This window comes from Modicisalibacter tunisiensis, from assembly GCF_020148005.1.
GTDB lineage: Bacteria > Pseudomonadota > Gammaproteobacteria > Pseudomonadales > Halomonadaceae > Modicisalibacter > Modicisalibacter tunisiensis.
This window is the reverse complement of sequence record NZ_JAGXFD010000001.1, coordinates 1207337-1226654: the sequence shown is the minus strand read 5'-3', so window position 1 is coordinate 1226654 and position 19318 is coordinate 1207337. Positions and strand designations below refer to the sequence as shown.

Annotated in this window: 13 protein-coding genes, 4 tRNA genes and 2 rRNA genes (1 of these 19 only partly in view); all 19 read right to left on the bottom strand. The window is 64.4% G+C overall.

The features are described 5' to 3' along the window. Positions 1-13 precede the first annotated feature (13 nt). Positions 14-2134 (bottom strand): elongation factor G, encoded by a 2121-nt coding sequence (gene fusA / locus KGQ91_RS05600; protein WP_224420490.1) that lies wholly within the window; start codon positions 2132-2134, stop codon positions 14-16. An 18-nt stretch (positions 2135-2152) separates the two neighbouring features. Beyond that, positions 2153-2623 carry a 30S ribosomal protein S7 gene (gene rpsG / locus KGQ91_RS05595; protein ID WP_163648091.1) on the bottom strand — a complete coding sequence of 157 codons (471 nt, stop codon included), beginning with the start codon at positions 2621-2623 and terminating at the stop codon, positions 2153-2155. A gap of 115 nt (positions 2624-2738) precedes the next feature. Next, a complete protein-coding gene (gene rpsL, locus KGQ91_RS05590; protein ID WP_026300677.1) occupies positions 2739-3113 on the bottom strand; it encodes a 30S ribosomal protein S12 in 375 nt (124 codons plus the stop codon). 139 nt (positions 3114-3252) lie between these two features. After that, positions 3253-7470 (bottom strand): DNA-directed RNA polymerase subunit beta', encoded by a 4218-nt coding sequence (gene rpoC, locus KGQ91_RS05585; protein ID WP_224420489.1) that lies wholly within the window; start codon positions 7468-7470, stop codon positions 3253-3255. A gap of 83 nt (positions 7471-7553) precedes the next feature. Then, on the bottom strand, positions 7554-11630 hold the full coding sequence (gene rpoB, locus KGQ91_RS05580) for a DNA-directed RNA polymerase subunit beta (RefSeq protein WP_224415931.1): 4077 nt from the start codon (positions 11628-11630) through the stop codon (positions 7554-7556). A 247-nt stretch (positions 11631-11877) separates the two neighbouring features. After that, a complete protein-coding gene (rplL, locus tag KGQ91_RS05575) occupies positions 11878-12249 on the bottom strand; it encodes a 50S ribosomal protein L7/L12 (RefSeq protein ID WP_163648088.1) in 372 nt (123 codons plus the stop codon). A gap of 90 nt (positions 12250-12339) precedes the next feature. Then, on the bottom strand, positions 12340-12840 hold the full coding sequence (gene rplJ / locus KGQ91_RS05570; RefSeq protein ID WP_224415932.1) for a 50S ribosomal protein L10: 501 nt from the start codon (positions 12838-12840) through the stop codon (positions 12340-12342). Between the two features lie 239 nt (positions 12841-13079). After that, positions 13080-13772, bottom strand: a complete 693-nt coding sequence (gene rplA / locus KGQ91_RS05565; protein WP_163648086.1) for a 50S ribosomal protein L1 — start codon at positions 13770-13772, stop codon at positions 13080-13082. Between the two features lie 2 nt (positions 13773-13774). Continuing rightward, positions 13775-14206 (bottom strand): 50S ribosomal protein L11, encoded by a 432-nt coding sequence (rplK, locus tag KGQ91_RS05560; RefSeq protein WP_133484167.1) that lies wholly within the window; start codon positions 14204-14206, stop codon positions 13775-13777. A gap of 92 nt (positions 14207-14298) precedes the next feature. Next, positions 14299-14832: a transcription termination/antitermination protein NusG gene (nusG, locus tag KGQ91_RS05555; RefSeq protein WP_224415933.1), complete on the bottom strand. Its 534-nt coding sequence runs from the start codon at positions 14830-14832 to the stop codon at positions 14299-14301. Positions 14833-14840: 8 nt separating this feature from the next. Continuing rightward, on the bottom strand, positions 14841-15209 hold the full coding sequence (gene secE, locus KGQ91_RS05550; RefSeq protein WP_163648084.1) for a preprotein translocase subunit SecE: 369 nt from the start codon (positions 15207-15209) through the stop codon (positions 14841-14843). 73 nt (positions 15210-15282) lie between these two features. Further along, positions 15283-15358, bottom strand: a tRNA-Trp gene (locus KGQ91_RS05545). 143 nt (positions 15359-15501) lie between these two features. Then, a tRNA-Thr gene (locus KGQ91_RS05540) sits at positions 15502-15576 on the bottom strand. Between the two features lie 14 nt (positions 15577-15590). Next, positions 15591-15664, bottom strand: a tRNA-Gly gene (locus KGQ91_RS05535). A 47-nt stretch (positions 15665-15711) separates the two neighbouring features. Then, positions 15712-15795 (bottom strand) — tRNA-Tyr (locus KGQ91_RS05530). A 107-nt stretch (positions 15796-15902) separates the two neighbouring features. Further along, positions 15903-16742 (bottom strand): type III pantothenate kinase, encoded by an 840-nt coding sequence (locus KGQ91_RS05525; RefSeq protein WP_163648083.1) that lies wholly within the window; start codon positions 16740-16742, stop codon positions 15903-15905. Then, positions 16739-17725 (bottom strand): biotin--[acetyl-CoA-carboxylase] ligase, encoded by a 987-nt coding sequence (locus tag KGQ91_RS05520; protein ID WP_224415934.1) that lies wholly within the window; start codon positions 17723-17725, stop codon positions 16739-16741. The genes KGQ91_RS05525 and KGQ91_RS05520 overlap by 4 nt, the downstream gene beginning before the upstream one ends. 171 nt (positions 17726-17896) lie before the next feature. Continuing rightward, a 5S ribosomal RNA gene (rrf, locus tag KGQ91_RS05515) occupies positions 17897-18012 on the bottom strand. 145 nt (positions 18013-18157) lie between these two features. Further along, a 23S ribosomal RNA gene (locus KGQ91_RS05510) occupies positions 18158-19318 on the bottom strand (it continues 1525 nt past the right edge of the window).

The following is a 19318-nucleotide window of genomic DNA, read 5'->3' as shown; positions in this document are numbered from 1 at the left end:
CGTTAGCTAACGGTTAACCGTTCTGGTTGATGACGGCTTCTACGACGCTGGAGGGCGCCTCTTCGTAATCCGCAAACTCCATGGTGTAGCTTGCGCGGCCCTGGGTCTGAGAACGCAGATCGGTCGCGTAACCGAACATCTCAGCCAACGGAACCGTGGCGCGAATGATCTTGCCTGAGGAAGAGTCATCCATGCCCTGTACAAGGCCACGGCGGCGGTTAAGGTCACCCATGACATCACCCATGAACTCCTCGGGGGTCACGACCTCGACCTTCATCACCGGCTCGAGCAGCACGGCCTTAGCCTTGCGAGCACCTTCCTTGATCGCCATCGACGAGGCGACCTTGAACGCGGTCTCGTTCGAGTCCACGTCATGGTAGGAACCGTCGAACAGCGTGACCTTGACGTCAATCATCGGATAACCCGCGATGACACCGTTCTGCAGCTGCTCGTAGGCCCCCTTCTCGACGGCCGGCACGTATTCCTTGGGAACCACGCCGCCGACGATCTCGGACGCGAACTTGAAGTGAAGCTCTTCGTCCTCGCCCTTGTCTTCCGCGGTCAGCGGCTCGATGCGCAGGTGTACGTGACCGTATTGACCGCGACCGCCCGACTGACGCACGAACTTGCCTTCCTGCTCGACCGACTGGCGGATGGTCTCGCGGTAGGCAACCTGCGGCTTGCCGATGTTGGCCTCGACCTTGAACTCGCGACGCATGCGGTCGACGATGATGTCGAGGTGAAGCTCGCCCATGCCGGAGATGATGGTCTGGCCGGTTTCCTCGTCGGTCTTGACGCGGAACGACGGATCCTCCTGGGCCAGCTTGCCCAGCGCGACGCCCATCTTCTCCTGGTCGGCCTTGGACTTCGGCTCCACGGCAACCGAGATGACCGGATCCGGGAACTCCATGCGCTCGAGAACGATCTTGTCGTTCAGGTCGCACAGGGTGTCGCCGGTGGTGACATCCTTGAGCCCGATGCAGGCGGCGATGTCGCCGGCATAGACTTCCTTGATCTCCTCGCGGGAGTTGGAGTGCATCTGGACGATACGACCGACGCGCTCCTTCTTCTGCTTGACCGAGTTGTAGACACTGTCACCGGACTTCAGCACGCCGGAATAGACGCGGATGAAGGTCAGCGTGCCGACGAACGGGTCGGTGGCGATCTTGAACGCCAGCGCGGCGAAGGGCGCATTGTCATCCGCCTCGCGGGTGGCAATGGTGCCATCCTTGTCGTCCAGCTCGCCCTCGATGGCCTTGACCTCGGTGGGCGACGGCATGTACTCGATGACGCCGTCCAGAACGGCCTGAACGCCCTTGTTCTTGAACGCGGAGCCGCAGGTGACCAGAACGATCTCGTTGTCGAGGGTACGGCGACGCAGACCGGCCTTGATGTCGGCCTCGGACAGGTCACCTTCCTCGAGGTACTTGTCCATCAGCTCTTCGGACGCCTCGGCAGCGGCCTCGACCATCTGCTCGCGGTAGGTTTCGGCGGTTTCCTGGAGCTCGGCCGGGATGTCGACCAGCTCGTAGTTCATGCCGAAGTTGTCCTCGTCCCAGAGGATCGCCTTCATCTGGATCAGGTCGATGACGCCCTTGAACTCGTCCTCGGCCCCCCAGTTGATCTGGATCGGCACGACGTTGGCGCCCAGCTTCTGCTTGAGCTGGTCGAGCACCATGAAGTAGTCGGCCCCGGCGCGGTCCATCTTGTTGACGAACACCATGCGCGGCACTTCGTACTTGTTGGCCTGACGCCAGACGGTCTCGGTCTGCGGCTGCACACCGGAGGAACCGCACAGCACGACGACGGCACCGTCGAGCACGCGCAGGGAACGCTCCACCTCGATGGTGAAGTCGACGTGCCCCGGGGTGTCGATGATGTTGATGCGGTGCTCGTCGAACTGCTTGTTCATGCCCTGCCAGAAGCAGGTGGTCGCCGCGGAGGTGATCGTGATGCCACGCTCCTGCTCCTGCTCCATCCAGTCCATGGTGGCTGCGCCATCATGGACCTCGCCGACCTTGTGGGAGAGGCCGGTGTAGAACAGGACACGCTCGGTAGTGGTGGTCTTCCCGGCGTCGACGTGGGCCACGATACCGATATTGCGGTAACGCTTGAGCGGAGTCTTGCGTGCCACGGATGAAACCCCCGTAGATTAGAAGCGGTAGTGAGAGAAGGCCTTGTTGGCTTCTGCCATGCGATGCACGTCTTCACGCTTCTTCACGGCAGCACCCTTGCCTTCGGCGGCGTCCAGCATTTCACCGGCCAGACGCTGCACCATGGTCTTTTCACCACGGTTGCGGGCGGCATCGGCCAGCCAGCGCATGGCCAGCGCCTGACGGCGCGAGGGACGCACCTCGACCGGCACCTGATAGGTCGCGCCGCCGACGCGGCGTGACTTGACCTCGACCATCGGCTGGATGGCTTCCAGCGCCTTGTCGAACACATCCAGCGGTGCTTCCTGGGCACGCTCGGCAACCCGGTCCAGCGCACCATAGACGATGCGCTCAGCTACGGACTTCTTGCCGCTGATCATCAGATGGTTCATGAACTTCGCCAGGCGCTCGCTGTTGAACTTCGGATCCGGCAGGATCTCGCGCTTGGCGGCAATGCGTCTTCTAGGCATGATAAGCCCTCGTCGAAGGGTCCTTCAGGTAAACCCGAGACTCCCGCCCCGTCGGGCGACGCTCGACCTTACTCTTATCCGACCAATGTTACGTAAGAATCTCGGTGCCCCGGCCTCAGGCCTTGGGACGCTTGGTGCCGTACTTGGAACGGCCCTGCTTGCGGTTTTGCACGCCGGAGGTGTCCAGGGCGCCGCGCACGGTGTGATAACGCACACCCGGCAGGTCCTTGACTCGGCCGCCGCGGATCAGCACCACGGAGTGCTCCTGCAGGTTGTGGCCTTCGCCACCGATGTAGGAGGTCACCTCGTAGCCGTTGGTCAGACGAACACGGCACACCTTGCGCAGTGCGGAGTTCGGCTTCTTCGGCGTGGTGGTGTAAACGCGGGTGCAAACCCCACGACGCTGCGGGCAGGCCTGCAGCGCCGGCACGTCACTCTTGGCGACCGGGCGCTTGCGCGGCTTGCGCACGAGCTGGTTGATCGTTGCCATAGTCTGTAGCTGTCTCCAGTGATTGCCTCGCCTCAACAGCAGGCACGGGCGCACCCACCCCACTGTTAAAGGCTGCGCATTCTAAAGTCTCATGATGAGCGGCGTCAAGGCCGGCGCCCCGCGGGGCGCCGGCTGCGGCTCACAACTCGTCGTCATCGGCATCCAGCGCGGTGAGCTGGGCCCCCAGCTCCTGCTCGACCTCGAAGGCCGAGGGGTGCAGGGTGCGTTCGGCGTCCTCGCGCTTGCGCCGACGCTCGGCATGGTGTGTCAGGCCGGTACCCGCCGGAATCAGACGACCCACCACGACGTTCTCCTTCAGGCCACGCAGGTAGTCGCGCTTGCCGGTCACCGCCGCCTCGGTCAGCACGCGGGTGGTCTCCTGGAAGGAGGCCGCGGAGATGAACGACTCGGTGGCCAGCGAGGCCTTGGTGATGCCCAGCAGCACGCGACCGAACTTGGCCGGGAACTTGTCCTCCGCGGCCAGCCGGGCGTTCTCCTCGAGCACCCGCACCAGCTCGACCTGATCGCCGGGGATGAAGTCGGCGTCGCCGGCATCGGTAATCTCCACCTTGCGCAGCATCTGACGCACGATCACCTCGATGTGCTTGTCGTTGATGCCCACGCCCTGGAGGCGATAGACCTCCTGGATCTCGGCGGTGATGTACTTGGCCAGCTCCGCCACGCCGAGCAGCCGCAGGATGTCGTGCGGGTTGCTCGGGCCGTCGGAGATCACCTCGCCCTTCTCGACGGTCTCGCCCTCGAAGACGCTGATCTGGCGCCACTTCGGGATCAGCATCTCGAACGGGTCGCCGGATTCCGGGGTGATCGTCAGACGACGCTTGCCCTTGGTCTCCTTGCCGAAGCTGATCACGCCGCTGATCTCGGCGAGGATCGACGGTTCCTTGGGCTTGCGCGCCTCGAACAGGTCGGCGACGCGCGGCAGACCCCCGGTGATGTCCTTGTTGCCGGACGCCTCGACCGGAATACGGGCGATGACCTCACCCACGCCGATCTGCGCACCGTTCTCGGCGGACACCACCGCATTGCCGGGCAGCAGGTACTGCACGGGGGTATTGGAACCCGGCAGGGTGATGTGCTCGCCCGCCTCGTCGGTGAGCATGATCATCGGCCGCTTGTCGCGACCCGCCGCCGGCCGCGAGGCCGACTCGATCACCTCGATGGAGGACAGGCCGGTCATCTCGTCCACGCTGCGGTGGATGGTGATGCCCTCGTCCATGTCGATGTACTGCGCCTTGCCCGCCACCTCGGCGATGACCGGGTGGGTGTGCGGGTCCCACTTGGCCACGGCCTGACCGCCTTCGACATGGTCGCCGTCCTTGACGGACAGCTCGGCGCCGTAGGGCAGCTTGTAGTACTCGCGCTCGCGACCGTGCTCGTCGGCCACCGCCAGGGCGCTGGAGCGGGACACCACCACCAGCTTGCCGTCGGCACGCTCGACGTGCTTGATGTTGTGCAGGCGCACCTTGCCGCCGTGCTTGACCTGGACGCTGTCCTGCGCGGAAGCCCGCGAGGCGGCACCGCCGATGTGGAACGTGCGCATGGTCAGCTGGGTGCCCGGCTCGCCGATCGACTGCGCGGCGATGACGCCCACGGCCTCGCCGATGTTGACCTGATGGCCACGCGCCAGGTCACGACCGTAACAGGCCGAGCAGACCCCGTGCGAGGTCTCGCAGCTGATCGCGCTGCGCACCACGATCTCGTCGACGCCCATGGTGTCGAGGTCTTCGCACCAGGCCTCGTCGAGCAGCGTGCCACGCGGGATCAGCACCTCCTCGGTCGCCGGATCGATGACGTCCTGGGCGACCACACGGCCCAGCACGCGCTGCGCCAGGGAGACGATGATGTCGCCGCCCTCGATCACCGGGTGCAGGGTCAGCCCTTCCTCGGTGCCGCAGTCGGTCTCGGTGACCACCAGATCCTGGGCCACGTCGACCAGGCGACGGGTCAGGTAACCGGAGTTGGCGGTCTTGAGTGCGGTGTCCGCCAGCCCCTTGCGCGCCCCGTGGGTCGAGATGAAGTACTGGAGTACGTTCAGGCCCTCACGGAAGTTGGCGACGATCGGCGTCTCGATGATCGAGCCGTCCGGCTTGGCCATCAGGCCGCGCATGCCCGCCAGCTGGCGGATCTGCGCGGCACTGCCGCGGGCCCCGGAGTCGGCCATGATGAACACGCTGTTGAACGAGTCCTGCTCGACCCGGTTGCCCTCGCGGTCGGTGACGGTCTCCTTGGAGATGCCCGCCATCATCGCCTTGGCCACCTTGTCGTTGGCCTTGGACCAGATGTCGATGACCTTGTTGTACTTCTCGCCGGCGGTCACGAGACCCGAGGAGAACTGGTCCTCGATCTCCTTGACCTCGTCCTCGGCGGCCTCGACGATCTCGCGCTTCTCGTCGGGGATAACGAAGTCGTTGACGCCGATCGACGCCCCCGACCAGGTCGCCAGGCGGAAACCGGTGTACATCAGCTGGTCGGCGAAGATCACCGCTTCCTTGAGCCCGGCGCTGCGGTAGACCTCGTTGATCAGCCGCGAGATCGCCTTCTTCTTCATCGGCTGGTCGACCAGTGCGAACGGCGCGCCCTTGGGCAGGATGCGGAACAGCATCGCCCGGCCCACGGTGGTGTCGTACAGCGCGGTCTTCGGCGTCAGCTCGCCGGTTTCCTCGTCACGCTCGTACTCGGTCATGCGCACCTTGACCCGGGCGTGCAGCGACACGCTCTGGGTGCCGAAGGCACGCTCCGCCTCGTCGAGGTTGGCGAACACCATGCCCTCGCCCTGGGCGCCGATGCGCTCGCGGGTCATGTAGTACAGACCCAGCACCACGTCCTGGGACGGCACGATGATCGGCTCGCCGTTGGCCGGCGACAGCACGTTGTTGGTGGCCATCATCAGCGCGCGCGCCTCGAGCTGGGCTTCCAGCGTCAGCGGCACGTGCACGGCCATCTGGTCACCGTCGAAGTCGGCGTTGTAGGCGGCACACACCAGCGGGTGCAGCTGGATCGCCTTGCCCTCGATCAGCAGCGGCTCGAAGGCCTGGATGCCCAGACGGTGCAGGGTCGGCGCGCGGTTGAGCAGCACCGGATGCTCGCGGATGACATCGGCGAGGATGTCCCACACCTCGGGCAGCTCGCGCTCGACCATCTTCTTGGCGGCCTTGATGGTCGAGGCCTGGCCGGTGGACTGCAGCTTGGAGTAGATGAACGGCTTGAACAGCTCCAGCGCCATCTTCTTGGGCAGACCGCACTGGTGCAGACGCAGGGTCGGGCCCACGGTGATCACCGAGCGGCCGGAATAGTCGACGCGCTTGCCCAGCAGGTTCTGGCGGAAACGCCCCTGCTTGCCCTTGATCATGTCGGCCAGCGACTTCAGCGGGCGCTTGTTGGACCCGGTGATGGCGCGGCCGCGGCGGCCGTTGTCGAGCAGCGCATCGACCGACTCCTGCAGCATGCGCTTCTCGTTGCGCACGATGATGTCCGGCGCGTTGAGATCCAGCAGCCGCTTCAGGCGGTTGTTGCGGTTGATCACGCGGCGGTACAGATCGTTGAGATCCGAGGTCGCGAAGCGGCCACCGTCGAGCGGGACCAGCGGACGCAGGTCCGGCGGCAGCACCGGCAGCACCTCCATGACCATCCACGCCGGGGCGTTGCCGGACTTGTAGAAGGCCTCGAGCAGCTTGAGCCGCTTGGAGAGCTTCTTGATCTTGGTCTCGGAGTTGGTCTGCGGAATCTCCTCGCGCAGGCGCTCGATCTCTTCCTCGAGGTCGATGTCCTTGAGCAGCGCCTGGATCGCCTCGGCACCCATGCGGGCGTCGAAGTCGTCACCGAACTCCTCGAGGGCCTCGAAGTACTGCTCGTCGTTGAGCAGCTGGCCGCGCTCCAGGGTGGTCATGCCCGGGTCGATGACCACGAAGCTCTCGAAGTAGAGCACGCGCTCGATGTCGCGCAGGGTCATGTCGAGGAACATGCCGATGCGCGACGGCAGCGACTTGAGGAACCAGATGTGCGCGACCGGGCTGGCCAGCTCGATGTGGCCCATGCGCTCGCGGCGCACCACCGCCTTGGTCACCTCGACGCCGCACTTCTCGCAGATGATGCCGCGATGCTTCATGCGCTTGTACTTGCCGCACAGGCACTCGTAGTCCTTCACCGGACCGAAGATCTTGGCGCAGAACAGGCCGTCACGCTCGGGCTTGAACGTCCGGTAGTTGATGGTCTCCGGCTTCTTCACTTCGCCATACGACCAGGAGCGGATCATGTCCGGCGAGGCCAGCGAGATCTTGATCGCATCGAACTCGTCGGACTGTGACTGCGATTTGAGGACTTTCACCAAATCTTTCATGGGGTCGCTCCGTTGCGGAGTTGTCATGAGCGGGGCCCGGATCTAGGGGCCCCGCGGACCGTCTTTGGCAAGCGTCGGGCGTTTCAGCCTTCCAGCTCGATATCGATGCCCAGCGAGCGGATCTCCTTCACCAGCACGTTGAAGGATTCCGGCATGCCGGCCTGCATGCTGTGGTCGCCGTCGACGATGTTCTTGTACATCTTGGTACGCCCTTCCACGTCGTCGGACTTGACCGTGAGCATCTCCTGGAGGGTGTAGGCGGCGCCGTAGGCCTCCAGCGCCCACACCTCCATCTCGCCGAAGCGCTGACCGCCGAACTGCGCCTTGCCGCCCAGCGGCTGCTGGGTGACCAGGGAGTAGGAGCCGGTGGAGCGCGCATGCATCTTGTCATCCACCAGGTGGTTGAGCTTGAGCATGTACATGTAGCCCACCGTCACCGGACGGTCGAACTTCTCGCCGGTACGGCCATCGTAGAGATCCATCTGCCCGGAATCCGGCAGGTCGGCCAGCCGCAGCAGGCCCTTGATCTCCTTCTCCTGGGCGCCGTCGAACACCGGCGACGACATCGGCACGCCGCCGCGCAGGTTCTTGGCCAGGGCAATCACCTCCTCGTCGGACAGCGAGTCGATGTCCTCCTGGCGGGTGCCCGGCGTGTTGTAGACCTTGCCGAGGAACTCGCGCAGCTCGGCGAGCTGCTGCTCGCGGGCGTCGCGCAGCATGGCGTCGATCTTCACGCCCAGCCCGCGGGCGGCCATGCCCAGGTGGGTCTCGAGGATCTGGCCGACGTTCATGCGCGACGGGACGCCCAGCGGGTTGAGCACCACGTCGACCGGCTCGCCCTGATCGTCGAACGGCATGTCCTCGATAGGCATGATCGCCGAGATGACACCCTTGTTACCGTGGCGACCGGCCATCTTGTCACCCGGCTGGATGCGACGCTTCACCGCCAGGTAGACCTTGACGATCTTGAGCACGCCCGGCGCCAGGTCGTCGCCCTGGGTGAGCTTGCGCTTCTTGTCCTCGAAACGCTCGTCCATCTCCTTGCGGCGGTTCTCGAGCTGCTCGTCGGCCTGGGCCAGCAGCTCGTTGAGCGACTCGTCCTGCAGACGCAGCTTGAACCACTGCTGACGCGGCAGCTCGTCGAGGTACTCCTCGCTGAGCACGTCATCCTTCGTCAGCTTGGGCCCGCCGTTGACCGGCTGGCCGGAGAGCTGACGCTTGAGGCGCTCGAAGGTGGCCTCCTCGGCGATGCGGTAGGTCTCCTGCAGATCCTTGCGCACCTCGTCGAGCTGCATCTGCTCGATGGACAGCGCGCGCGAATCCTTCTCGACACCGTCGCGGGTGAACACCTGGACGTCGATGACCGTGCCCTTCATGCCGGTCGGGGCACGCAGCGAGGTGTCCTTCACGTCGGAGGCCTTCTCGCCGAAGATCGCGCGCAGCAGCTTCTCCTCCGGGGTCAGCTGGGTCTCGCCCTTGGGCGTGACCTTGCCGACCAGGATGTCGCCGGCACCGACCTCGGCGCCGATGTAGACGATGCCCGCCTCGTCGAGCTTGGACAGTGCCGACTCGCCGACGTTGGGGATGTCCGAGGTGATCTCCTCGGCGCCCAGCTTGGTGTCGCGCGAGACACAGGTCAGCTCCTGGATGTGGATGGTGGTGAAGCGGTCTTCCTGCACCACGCGCTCCGAGACCAGGATCGAGTCCTCGAAGTTGTAGCCGTTCCAGGGCATGAAGGCCATGCGCATGTTCTGGCCCAGCGCCAGGTCGCCCATGTCCACGGACGGCCCGTCGGCCAGGATGTCGCCGCGCGCGACCACGTCGCCCGGACGCACGATCGGCCGCTGGTTCATGCAGGTGTTCTGGTTGGAACGCACGTACTTGGTGAGGTTGTAGATGTCGACGCCGGCCTCGCCGCCGATGATCTCGTCCTCGTTGATGCGCACCACGATGCGCTTGGCGTCGACCGAGTCGATCACCCCGCCGCGCCGCGCCACCGCGCAGACGCCGGAGTCACGGGCGACGAAGCGCTCCATGCCGGTGCCCACCAGCGGCTTGTCGGCACGCAGGGTCGGCACCGCCTGACGCTGCATGTTCGCCCCCATCAGGGCGCGGTTGGCGTCATCGTGCTCGAGGAACGGGATCAGCGCCGCGGCCACCGACACCACCTGGCGCGGGGAGACGTCCATCAGGGTCACCTTGTCGGGTGCCATGAAGGTGGTCTCGCCCTTGTGGCGGACCTGCACCAGGTCGTCGACCAGCCGGCCGGCCTCGTCCACGGTGGCCGAGGCCTGGGCGATGACGAAGCCACCTTCCTCGATCGCCGACAGGCGCACCACGTCGTCGGTGACCTGACCGTTCTCCACCTTGCGGTACGGCGTCTCGAGGAAGCCGTAGCTGTTGGCGTGGCTGTAGGTGGCCAGCGAGTTGATCAGGCCGATGTTCGGCCCTTCCGGCGTCTCGATCGGGCACAGGCGGCCGTAGTGGGTGGCGTGAACGTCGCGCACCTCGAAGCCCGCCCGCTCGCGGGTCAGGCCGCCCGGGCCGAGCGCGGAGACACGGCGCTTGTGGGTGACCTCGGAGAGCGGGTTGTTCTGGTCCATGAACTGCGAGAGCTGACTGGAGCCGAAGAACTCCTTCACCGCCGCCGCCACCGGCTTGGCGTTGATCAGGTCCTGCGGCATCAGGCCTTCGCTCTCGGCCATGGACAGGCGTTCCTTGACCGCACGCTCGACGCGCACCAGACCCACGCGGAACTGGTTCTCGGCCATCTCGCCGACGCAGCGGATGCGACGGTTGCCCAGGTGGTCGATGTCGTCGACGTCACCGAAGCCGTTGCGGATGGCGATCAGCTCCTTGAGCACGGCGACAATATCGCCGTTGTCGAGCACGCCGGGGCCGGTGTCGGACTCGCGACGCAGCCGGCGGTTGAACTTCATCCGCCCCACCGAGGACAGGTCGTAACGGTCCTCGGTGAAGAACAGGTTGTGGAACAGCGTCTCGGCCGCTTCCTTGGTGGGCGGCTCGCCGGGGCGCATCATGCGGTAGATCTCGACCAGCGCCTCCAGCTGGGAGCGCGTGGTGTCGAGCTTCAGCGTGTCGGAGATGAACGGACCGCAGTCGAGATCGTTGGTGTAGAGGGTCTCGAGCCGGGTGATGCCGGCCTGGGCCAGCTTCTCCAGCACCTCCGGGGTGATCTCGGTGTTGCACTCGCAGACCAGCTCGCCGGTGTTGGGGTCGACCTGATCCTTGGCCAGCACCTTGCCGTACAGGTACTCCATCGGCACCTCGAGACGCTCGAGGCCCGACTTTTCCATCTGCCGGATGTGCTTCTGGGTGATGCGCCGGCCTTCCTCGACGATCACGCTGCCGTCGGCATCCTTGATGTCGAAGGTCGCGGTCTCGCCGCGCAGCCGCGACGGCACCAGATCCACGGAGAAGCCGGACTTCTCGATGTGGAAGGTGCTGGTGTCGAAGAACAGGTCGAGGATCTCCTCGGCGCTCATGCCCAACGCGCGCAGCAGCACGGTCGCCGGCAGCTTGCGGCGACGGTCGATGCGCACGAAGACACTGTCCTTGGGATCGAACTCGAAATCCAGCCAGGAACCACGGTAGGGAATCACCCGCGCGGAATACAGCAGCTTGCCGGAGGAGTGGCTCTTGCCCTTGTCATGGTCGAAGAACACGCCCGGCGAGCGGTGAAGCTGGGAGACGATGACCCGCTCGGTACCGTTGACCACGAAGGTACCGTTCTCGGTCATCAGGGGGATTTCCCCCATGTAGACTTCCTGCTCCTTGATATCCTTGATCGCCTTGTTCGCCGAGTCCTTGTCGTAGATGATAAGGCGAACCTTGACCCGCAGCGGTGCCGAATAGGTGACGCCGCGCAGCTGGCATTCCTTGACGTCGAACGCCGGAGTGCCGAAGCGATAGCTGACGTACTCGAGGGCGGCGTTGCCGGAGAAGCTCTCGATCGGGAACACGGACTTGAAGGCGGCGTGCAGGCCGACCTCGAGGCGCTCCTGGGGCGCCCGGTCCTGCTGGAGGAAGTCGTAGTAGGAATCAAGCTGGATGGCCAGCAGGTAGGGCACATCCATCACTTGGGGCAGTTTGCCGAAATCCTTGCGGATGCGTTTTTTCTCAGTGTATGAGTAAGCCATCTGTATTCCCCAGCTTGTTCACCATGGGTGACCGATGCGTGGTCGGCGCCACCTGACGGGGGCGTCCCTGTCAGGCGCTGACGGCAAGCCCCCTCGGGAGGCTCGCCGTCGGAATTCGCCTAGCGTTCGAATCGTCAGTGATGGGTACACGATAGGACGCTAGTGACAACAGAAAAAGGCCGGCAGCGGGCATCCCGCCACCAGCCATGGAAGCTTACGCAGCGCGTGAAGCCTTGGGGCACAAGGGTTACTTGAGCTCCACGGACGCGCCGGCTTCTTCCAGCTTCTTCTTGGCTTCTTCAGCGTCATCCTTGCTCATGGCTTCCTTGAGGGTCGCCGGAGCGCCGTCGACGGCACCCTTGGCTTCCTTCAGGCCGAGACCGGTGATCTCGCGAACCACCTTGATGACGTTGACCTTCTTCTCGCCGGCGCCGGTCAGCACCAGGTCGAACTCGGTCTGCTCTTCAGCAGCGGCCGCTTCACCGCCACCCGGGCCGGCCACGACGGCAGCCGCGGCGGTCACGCCGAACTTCTCTTCCATCGCCTCGATCAGCTCGGCGACTTCCATCACGGTCATGTCGGCGACGGCGTTGATGATGTCTTCTTTGGTCAGTGCCATGATTGCTTTCCTAAACTTTGCGGAGCGCCCCGAACCGGTATCGGCGCTCGGTAACTGGGTAGACGATGTCGACTGCGGTCAGCAGGGGCCTCAGGCGGCCTCTTCCTTCTGATCACGCAGCGCGGCGAGGGTACGCACCAGCTTGCCGGCAGAAGCTTCCTTCATGACGGACATCAGCTTGGCGATCGCCTCGTCGTACGTCGGCAGTGTTGCCAGACGGTCCAGATCGGCGGCCGGGATGAACTCACCTTCGTAGGCCAGCGCCTTGACTTCGAAGTCCTTCTCGCTCTTGCCGAACTCCTTGAACAGGCGGGCGGCGGCGCCCGGATGCTCGTAGGAGAAGGCCAGCAGAGTCGGACCCACGAACGTCTCGCTCAGGCACTCCCAGGGAGTACCTGACAGGGCACGGCGTGCCAGGGTGTTGCGCACAACACGGATCTGCACGCCATTCTCGCGCGCCTGCTTGCGCAGGTCGGTCATCGCGCCAACATCGACGCCGCGAGAGTCGGCCACTACAACGGAGAGAGCGTCCTTGGCTGCTTCACTGACCTCTGCAACAATCGCTTTCTTGTCTTCGAGACCTAGTGGCACAGTGTTCACTCCTTCGTGCCGAGGGGCTTGCCGGGCAAGACCACCTCGGAGGTTACCTTCTCGACCCGCCGCGGGCGGCGGATCGCGGAATGATGGTGCTCACCAGCGAACTGGCGGGGCGCACCATCTGCGCAGGCGACCGAGGGCCATTAAGTCACCCGGAGGTGACGCCTGCGGTCTTTGACGGCGCCCCGCCCGCGAGGGCCGGGGACCGCAAAGTGACTGCTCGGCTTGACACGTCAGACGAACGCGGAGTGGTCGACGGTCAGACCCGGGCCCATGGTGGTGGACAGGGTCATTTTCTTGAAGTAGACGCCCTTGGACGTGCTGGGCTTGAGACGCTTGAGGTCGTTGACCAGCGCCTCCAGGTTGCCGCGGATGGCATCCGCCGGGAAATCGACCTTGCCCAGCGTGGTGTGGATGATGCCATTCTTGTCGGTACGGAAACGCACCTGGCCGGCCTTGGCGTTCTTCACCGCGGTGGCGACGTCGGGCGTCACGGTGCCGACCTTGGGGTTCGGCATCAGGCCACGCGGCCCCAGGATCTGGCCCAGCTGGCCGACCACGCGCATGGCGTCCGGCGAGGCGATGACCACGTCGAAGTTCAGGTTGCCCTTCTTGACGTCCTCGGCCAGCTCTTCCATGCCGATGATGTCGGCACCGGCTTCCTTGGCGGCATCGGCGTTGGCACCCTGGGTGAAGACGGCGACACGCACGTCCTTGCCGGTACCATTGGGCATGACGGTGGCGCCACGCACGACCTGGTCGGACTTGCGCGGGTCAACGCCCAGGTTGATGGCGACGTCGAGCGATTCCTTGAAGTTGACCTTGGAAAGCTCGCCGAGCAGGGCCACGGCCTCGTCGATGGAGTAGACCTTGGTACCGTCGACCTTCTCGCGGATCATCTGTGCGCGCTTGGACAGTTTGGCCATGATCAGAGACCCTCCACGTTGAGGCCCATGCTGCGGGCGCTACCGGCGATGGTGCGCACCGCGGCGTCGAGATCGGCAGCCGTCAGGTCCGGCTCCTTGGTCTTGGCGATCTCCTCGAGCTGTTCGCGGGTCACGGTGCCGACCTTGGTCTTGTTCGGCTCGCCGGAGCCGGACTTGATGCCGGCCGCCTTCTTCAGCAGGACGGCCGCGGGCGGCGTCTTGGTGATGAAGGTGAAGCTGCGGTCGGAATAGACGGTGATGACCACGGGTGTCGGCAGACCCGGCTCGATGTCCTGGGTCGCGGCGTTGAACGCCTTGCAGAACTCCATGATGTTGACACCGTGCTGACCCAGCGCGGGGCCCACGGGGGGACTCGGGTTGGCCTTGCCCGCTGCAACCTGCAGCTTGATGTAGGCCTGGACTTTCTTAGCCATGTTGCACTCCAGTTGGGTAGTAGCGCCTTGCGGCTCCCCGGTTTAGCGGGCCGCCGCAGCGGCCCGGCGAAAATCGTGACAGCGAGGTTCGCTCAGTCCTTCTCGACCTGGGCAAACTCGAGCTCGACCGGCGTCGCACGTCCGAAGATCAGCACGCTGACCTGCAGGCGACTCTTCTCGTAGTTGACTTCCTCGACGACCCCGTTGAAATCGGCAAACGGACCGTCGACGACGCGCACCACCTCACCCGGCTCGAAGAGCGTCTTCGGCCGCGGCTTGTCGGTGCCGTCCTGGACACGGCGCAGGATGGCGTCGGCTTCCTTCTGGGTGATCGGCGCCGGCTTCTCGGGCGTGCCGCCGATGAAGCCCATGACGCGCGGCGTCTCGTTGACCAGGTGCCAGGTCTGGTCGTTCATTTCCATCTCGACCAGCACATAGCCGGGATAGAACTTGCGCTCGCTCTTGCGCCGCTTGCCGTCACGCATCTCGACGACTTCTTCGGTAGGCACCAGGATCTCGCCGAACTGATCCTCCATGCCATAAAGCTTCACGCGCTCGATCAGCGAGCGCATGACATGCTTCTCGAAGCCGGAATAGGCGTGAACGACGTACCAACGCTTGGACATGGAATCTCCTAACCGATGATGCTGGACATGGCCCAGCCCAGCAGGGTGTCGATCAGCCACAGCATCAGGCCGACCAGCAGCACGGCCACCAGCACAATGGCGGTCGTCTGGACGGTTTCCTGACGCGTCGGCCAGACGACGCGCTGGATTTCACGGCGCGAGCTGCGAGCCAGCTCGACGAGGCTGCGCCCCTTCGCCGTGGTCAGTGCCACGCCGGCGGCAGCAAGCCCCAGGGCAACGACGCCCAGCACGCGATACAGGAGAGCCTGGTCCGAGAAATAGGCATTGCCGACCACGGCCAGCGCAACGAGAACAACGACCACCGCCCACTTGAGACCGTCGTGGCGCGACTCCTGCACCTCGGCGTTTTGTTTCATGACAATGGAACTCCTCAAGGTGCGGCAATCGAAAAGACGGAAGTATATGGGACAACGCCAGCCTGGGGAAGACTGGCAGGCCAGGAGGGAATCGAACCCCCAACCTGCGGTTTTGGAGACCGCTGCTCTGCCAATTGAGCTACTGGCCTGCATGGATAGCGCGGCAACCTGTTGCAGGCTGCAACGCGACAGCGGGCAGGATGATAGCGTAACCAACTTGCCCTGACAACCCCGTCGTTTCGAGGCTTTCGAAAGCAGGAAGGCGAGCCTCGGCTCGCCTTCCTGTCGAAACTGGAGCTCATGGACGGATTTGAACCGTCGACCTCACCCTTACCAAGGGTGTGCTCTACCCCTGAGCTACATGAGCGTTACAACACTTTCTGGAGCGGGCAGCGGGGATCGAACCCGCATCATCAGCTTGGAAGGCTGAGGTTCTACCATTGAACTATGCCCGCCTGCCCACTCTTCTTGTCGACCCGCCAGCGCCGTGCCGACAGCAAACTGGTGGAGGGGGAAGGATTCGAACCTTCGAAGCTTTCGCGGCAGATTTACAGTCTGCTCCCTTTGGCCACTCGGGAACCCCTCCAGCATGGCGGCAAATTTTACCGCTTGAGACGATAGTGTCAAGCACTTGTTTTTCAGTAACTTGACGGCCGTTTCGGCCCGGCATCGCCTCGAACGCCGCGCATTGTGTCAAAGCAGCATGGAGATTGCAAGGCTTGCGCGAATTTTTTCCAGGGACGCCGCCTGCGGCACCCTCGGCGCCCCCGACATGCGCCCCGCCCGCTCGGCGGCAGTCAGCGGAAAGCAGGCTTCCAGCCCGGCATACACCATGTCGGGCCAGACGGCATGCGGAATGCGCAACCCCCGCGACACGACCCGGGCGTCTCCGCCGGTCAGCAGCAGCGGCAGCGCGGTCCCTTCGGAGTCACAGACCTCGCTGTAGATGCGGTTCACGGCACTGACCGCGGCCATGAAGATGCCGTGATTGACCGCCGCCGCGGTGTTGCGGCCCGGCAGCAGCAGATCGTCCGCCTCGCTGTCGGGGTCGATCGCCACGTTGCGCGTGCCCAGCTTGAGGCTTTCCTTCATCAGGCGCAGCCCGGGCACGATATAGCCGCCCAGGTGGCGGCCGCCCGGGAGCACGAAGTCGACGGTGATGGCGCTGCCGCAATCCACCGTGCAGCAGCCACCGGTGAGGTGGTAGCCGGCCAGCACGCCCATCCAGCGATCGACACCCAGCCGTTCGGGCTCCTCGTAGCCGCAGGTCACGCCCAGCGCCTCGGGCATCGAGCGGGCCACGTGCACGGCCCCCACCCGGCGCCTCAGCAGCGCCACGGTCTCGTCCAGTACGGCACGCCGCGCCACGCTGGAGATACGCACGGTACTGACCACGTCGAGATCGGGAATGTCGGCACGCGGGCGCCATTCCTCGCGCGTCCACACCGCACCGCGCGAGCGGATCTCGCTGCTGGCGATATCCTTCAGGCGCCACTTGGACAGCGTGTTGCCAATGTCCAGATCGAGAATCATGATCGCCCACGCACGCTGATCTCGCCGCCGAACAGCCGTTCCTCGACGCCCTCGCGGCGGACCAGCAGACAACCGGCCGCATCGACCCCCGTGGCGATCGCCGCCTGGCGCTCGTCGCCACGAATGATGTCGATGGCCGTGTCGGCATGGGCGTGACGCCGGTTCCATTCCGCCCGCCAAGGGGCGAAGCCGGTCGCCTCGAAGCCGTCCAGCAGATCCAGCAGGCCGGCGATCAGTTCGGCGGCGAGCGTGTTGCGCCCCGCATCAGGCGCCAGATCCGCGACCGCCGCCACCGGCTGGTCGATGCGCTCGCGCACCTCGGGCGGCAGCGCCATGTTCAGGCCGATGCCGACGACCACCTCGCAGGGGCCCTGGGCATCGCCGCTGAGCTCCAGCAGGATGCCGGCGAGCTTGCGCAGCTCGCCGCTGGCCGGATCCCGCATCAGAACATCGTTGGGCCATTTCAGCAGCGCCTCGACGCCGTGATGCTCCAGCACGCGGGCCAGCACGACGCCGACGGCCAGGCTCAGCCCCTCGAGCACGGCGGCCCCGCCCTCGAACCGCCAGCCCACCGAGAGCAGCAGGTTGCGTCCCCAGGGGCTCGCCCACTGACGGCCACGACGCCCTCGCCCGGCGCTCTGCCCTTCCGCCAGGCACACCTCGGCGTGCCCGGCCCCCTGGGTAAAGCGTTCGCGCACGAAGAGATTGGTGGAAGGCAGGGTTTCCTCGATGAACAGCCTGGCCAGGCGGCGTCGCGAATCGCGTGGCAGCTCGGCGATGATCGCCTGGCCGTCGAGCAGCTCGAGCGGCTGGGCCACGCGATAGCCCCGCCCCTTGACCGCCTCGAGAGGAATATCCATGGCCTCGAGCTTCTTGAGCTGCTTCCAGATGGCCGTGCGCGAAACGCCGAGGCGTTCGCCGAGCTGCTCGCCGGAGTGATAGCCGCCGTCGCTCAGCAAGCGTATGAGATCGCCGATGGTCATGGGCCTCGTCCCGCCGGAAAAACCGTCATTTTAGCGGAAGGCGCCGGTCGGCGGGAATGTTAGCGACCAAAGTGGATAAACGACAGGGTAGCGCGAGAGGAGCGCGGGCCAATTTTCCCGGCCCCCAACGCAAAAACCCCGGCCGTTGGGCCGGGGTTTTGCGGGATAGATGCCTGACGATGACCTACTCTCGCATGGAGAAGCTCCACACTACCATCGGCGCTGAGCGGTTTCACTGCTGAGTTCGGCATGGGATCAGGTGGGACCCGCTCGCTATGGTCGTCAGGCGTAACTCTGGCACGCTGGGTGGCGGTTGCCGGGCCAGCGCCCTGTTTACCTGTCTTCAACAATGGGCAATCAAGCGTCTTGATCGACTCGCGCGTATCCGCGCTGTGTCTCGCCCATGGGCCACACAGGCCCCTTGGGTGTTATATGGTCAAGCCTCACGGACCATTAGTACACGTTAGCTCAACGCCTTGCAGCGCTTCCACACCGTGCCTATCAACCTCGTCGTCTTCGAGGGTCCTTCAGGGGGCGCGAGGCCCCGGGGAAGTCTCATCTTGAAGGGGGCTTCCCGCTTAGATGCTTTCAGCGGTTATCCCGTCCGTACATAGCTACCCGGCAATGCGATTGGCATCACAACCGGAACACCAGCGGTACGTCCACTCCGGTCCTCTCGTACTAGGAGCAGCACTTCTCAAACTTCCGACGCCCACGGCAGATAGGGACCGAACTGTCTCACGACGTTCTAAACCCAGCTCGCGTACCACTTTAAATGGCGAACAGCCATACCCTTGGGACCGACTTCAGCCCCAGGATGTGATGAGCCGACATCGAGGTGCCAAACACCGCCGTCGATGTGAACTCTTGGGCGGTATCAGCCTGTTATCCCCGGAGTACCTTTTATCCGTTGAGCGATGGCCCTTCCATACAGAACCACCGGATCACTAGAACCGTCTTTCGACCCTGCTCGACGTGTCTGTCTCGCAGTCAAGCACCCTTATGCTCTTGCACTCAATGCACGATTTCCAACCGTGCTGAGGGTACCTTCGTGCTCCTCCGTTACACTTTGGGAGGAGACCGCCCCAGTCAAACTACCCACCACACACTGTCCTCGACCTGGATGACAGGCCGGAGTTAGAACGCCAATGATGCCAGGCTGGTATTTCAAGGTTGGCTCCACCCGGACTGGCGTCCGGGTTTCCAAGCCTCCCAGCTATCCTACACAAGCAACATCAGCGTCCAGTGTGAAGCTATAGTAAAGGTTCACGGGGTCTTTCCGTCTAGCCGCGGGTACACAGCATCTTCACTGCGATTTCAATTTCACTGAGTCTCGGGTGGAGACAGCGTGGCCATCATTACGCCATTCGTGCAGGTCGGAACTTACCCGACAAGGAATTTCGCTACCTTAGGACCGTTATAGTTACGGCCGCCGTTTACCGGGGCTTCGATCAGGAGCTTCGCCTTGCGGCTAACACCATCAATTAACCTTCCGGCACCGGGCAGGCGTCACACCCTATACGTCCGCTTACGCGTTGGCAGAGTGCTGTGTTTTTAATAAACAGTTGCAGCCACCTGGTATCTTCGACCGGC

Coding starts and splice junctions, on each gene's coding strand:
- rpsG (WP_163648091.1), bottom strand. CDS start 2,623: ATGCCTAGAAGACGCATTGCCGCCAAGCGCGAGATCCTGCCGGATCCG.
- rpsL (WP_026300677.1), bottom strand. CDS start 3,113: ATGGCAACGATCAACCAGCTCGTGCGCAAGCCGCGCAAGCGCCCGGTC.
- rpoC (WP_224420489.1), bottom strand. CDS start 7,470: ATGAAAGATTTGGTGAAAGTCCTCAAATCGCAGTCACAGTCCGACGAG.
- rpoB (WP_224415931.1), bottom strand. CDS start 11,630: ATGGCTTACTCATACACTGAGAAAAAACGCATCCGCAAGGATTTCGGC.
- rplL (WP_163648088.1), bottom strand. CDS start 12,249: ATGGCACTGACCAAAGAAGACATCATCAACGCCGTCGCCGACATGACC.
- rplA (WP_163648086.1), bottom strand. CDS start 13,772: ATGGCCAAACTGTCCAAGCGCGCACAGATGATCCGCGAGAAGGTCGAC.
- rplK (WP_133484167.1), bottom strand. CDS start 14,206: ATGGCTAAGAAAGTCCAGGCCTACATCAAGCTGCAGGTTGCAGCGGGC.
- nusG (WP_224415933.1), bottom strand. CDS start 14,832: ATGTCCAAGCGTTGGTACGTCGTTCACGCCTATTCCGGCTTCGAGAAG.
- secE (WP_163648084.1), bottom strand. CDS start 15,209: ATGAAACAAAACGCCGAGGTGCAGGAGTCGCGCCACGACGGTCTCAAG.
- KGQ91_RS05525 (WP_163648083.1), bottom strand. CDS start 16,742: ATGATTCTCGATCTGGACATTGGCAACACGCTGTCCAAGTGGCGCCTG.
- KGQ91_RS05520 (WP_224415934.1), bottom strand. CDS start 17,725: ATGACCATCGGCGATCTCATACGCTTGCTGAGCGACGGCGGCTATCAC.